Annotated in this window: 2 protein-coding genes and 1 pseudogene; 1 reads left to right on the forward strand and 2 read right to left on the reverse strand. The window is 50.2% G+C overall.

The features are described 5' to 3' along the window. Positions 1-99 precede the first annotated feature (99 nt). Both corA and ysgD read right to left on the reverse strand, forming a co-directional pair. Entirely contained in the window at positions 100-1050 is a 951-nt protein-coding gene (gene corA / locus BHE85_RS14490) for a magnesium/cobalt transporter CorA (protein ID WP_000947159.1), read from the reverse strand. Between the two features lie 151 nt (positions 1051-1201). After that, positions 1202-1258, reverse strand: a complete 57-nt coding sequence (gene ysgD, locus BHE85_RS27535) for a protein YsgD (RefSeq protein ID WP_211180520.1) — start codon at positions 1256-1258, stop codon at positions 1202-1204. A 161-nt stretch (positions 1259-1419) separates the two neighbouring features. On the opposite strand from ysgD, the pseudogene BHE85_RS14495 reads away from it, so the two are divergent. Beyond that, positions 1420-1755: pseudogene (locus BHE85_RS14495) on the forward strand (phosphodiester glycosidase family protein); the annotation flags it as partial. Positions 1756-1848: the final 93 nt, after the last annotated feature.

The raw sequence follows: 1848 nt of genomic DNA on the forward strand, positions 1-1848 counted from the left end.
TAGCGGAGCAGGAAGGACATCTGATGGAAATGGAAGCCACGCAAGCACCTTAAAATCACCATCATACACTAAATCAGTAAGTTGGCAGCATTACCCATATTACAACCAGTTCTTCCGCTTAAAGTACAGATACGGTGCCAGGCCCGCGAGGATCATAAAGATAATCGCGCCAGGGTAGCCGAAGCTCCACTTCAGTTCTGGCATAAACTCAAAGTTCATGCCATAGCTGGAAGCAACGAGCGTCGGCGGCAGGAATACCACGGATACCACCGAGAAGATTTTGATGATGCGGTTCTGCTCGATGTTGATAAAACCCATCGCCGCCTGCATCAGGAAGTTCACCTTCTGGAACAGAGATTCGTTATGCGGCAGCAGGGATTCGATATCTCGCAGGATTTCACGCGCCTGCTCCAGTTGTCCACCCGGTAAGCGTGCTTTACGTACCAGGAAGTTGAGCGCGCGCTGGGTATCCATCAGACACAGGCGTACTTTCCAGCCGATATCTTCCAGTTCCGCCAGCGTGGAGAGCGCCTCATCGTACTCATCGCCCTGATGCCCTTCCATAATCACCCGGCTCAACTGCTCCAGGTCGCTATAGATATTTTCAATTTCATCTGCCAACTGTTCGATTTTGGTTTCGAACAGATCCAGCAGCAGCTCGTAGGCGTTACCGTCTACCATCGACTGGCTACGGGCACGCATACGATACAGACGAAAAGCGGGCAGTTCACGCTCACGCAGAGTAAACAGACGACCATCACGGATGGTAAATGCCACAGTGGAGTTACCGGCGTGATCTTCCGCATCTTCAAAGAAGAAGAAGGAGTGAATATGCAGGCCGTCGTCGTCTTCAAAGAAACGTGCCGATGCTTCGATGTCTTCCAGTTCCGGGCGGGTTGCCAGGCTCTGGCCAAGTTCAGATTGTACACGCAGTCGCTCGTCGTCGTCCGGTTCGACAAGATCAATCCATACTGCATTTACAAGGGGTTGTGACTCTTCGACTTCCAGCCGGGTCAGTCGGTTATTTTCCAGTTGAAATGCGCTCAGCATGACCGGGACTCCCAATGCTTAAAATATCGGACAGTTCGGTGGGCACACAGAAACAAATTGGGTTTCAGACCATTAAACAGCCTGACTCAGCGCGACGGGAAAAATTGAGGTCGCTGACAACCGCTAAGGCTATCAGCAAAAAGGGATAGCCTTAGGAGTTGATCCTGGATGACAGGATAGTGAGCCAGTATCTACTGGGTGTGTCCAAGGCGAATGTCCTCTTAGAATGATCGTGCGCGCATGTTACGCCAGCAAAATTTTGCCGTCAACACGCAACAGAACACCACAGAACAATAGTTGAACTTCGCGCTTTTTGGTACTCCTCAAGGTCGCTAACAGGATAAAAAAATCCCACATCCAGGACCTATAATGGCGCATCGGCTACTCATTGGTAAAGGAATGATCACCTTGAATCTCAAACGGATTTTTCTCACCCTCACCTTACTTCCCTTGTTTTCTGTTGCCGCTGATGATTGCGCACTCTCAGATCCGACGCTGACCGTACAGGCGTATACCGTTAATCCTCAAACAGAGCGGGTGAAAATGTACTGGCAAAAAGCCAATGGCGAAGCGTGGGGAACGTTACATGCTCTGCTGGCGGATATTAATAGTCAGGGTCAGGTGCAGATGGCGATGAACGGCGGCATCTATGATGAAAGCTATGCGCCGCTCGGTTTGTACATCGAAAACGGTCAGCAGAAGGTGTAATGCCGATCAGTTAAGGATCAGTTGACCGATCCAGTGGCTGTGTAAGAATCCGGAAACGCTCACTTGTTTCCGGATTTTTTTATGCACATT

This window comes from Shigella sp. FC1567, assembly GCF_001743015.1.
Lineage (GTDB): Bacteria > Pseudomonadota > Gammaproteobacteria > Enterobacterales > Enterobacteriaceae > Escherichia > Escherichia coli.